1 protein-coding gene is annotated in these 254 nt (G+C 41.3%); it reads right to left on the bottom strand.

Annotation, left to right across the window (positions count from 1 at the left end; all coding sequences use genetic code 11):
- Positions 1-254, bottom strand: a 254-nt coding sequence (locus ACPYOM_RS23080; protein WP_481347757.1) for a helicase-related protein, incomplete at both ends; no start/stop codon positions are given.

Genomic DNA, 254 nt, shown 5'->3' with positions numbered 1-254 from the left:
ATAGTGGTGGAAACCAGTACGTCATATTTTCCTTCCATGAAATCCAGAACATTTTTTTCCAGTTGCTTTCCTTCCATCTGTCCATGACCTGTAATGACTCTTGCATCCGGAACCAGTCGCTGTATCAGCCCGGCAATTTCCTTAAGGTTTTCGATTCTGTTGTTGATAAAATATACCTGCCCGTCACGCTGAAGTTCATAGGAAACAGCATCACGAATAATTTCTTCATTAAAACCAACGATCTGCGTATCAAC

The organism is Monashia sp. HAY1-2A, from assembly GCF_056755315.1.
Note: the sequence above shows the minus strand (reverse complement) of the source record. Positions and strands in the feature narration are given on the sequence as shown.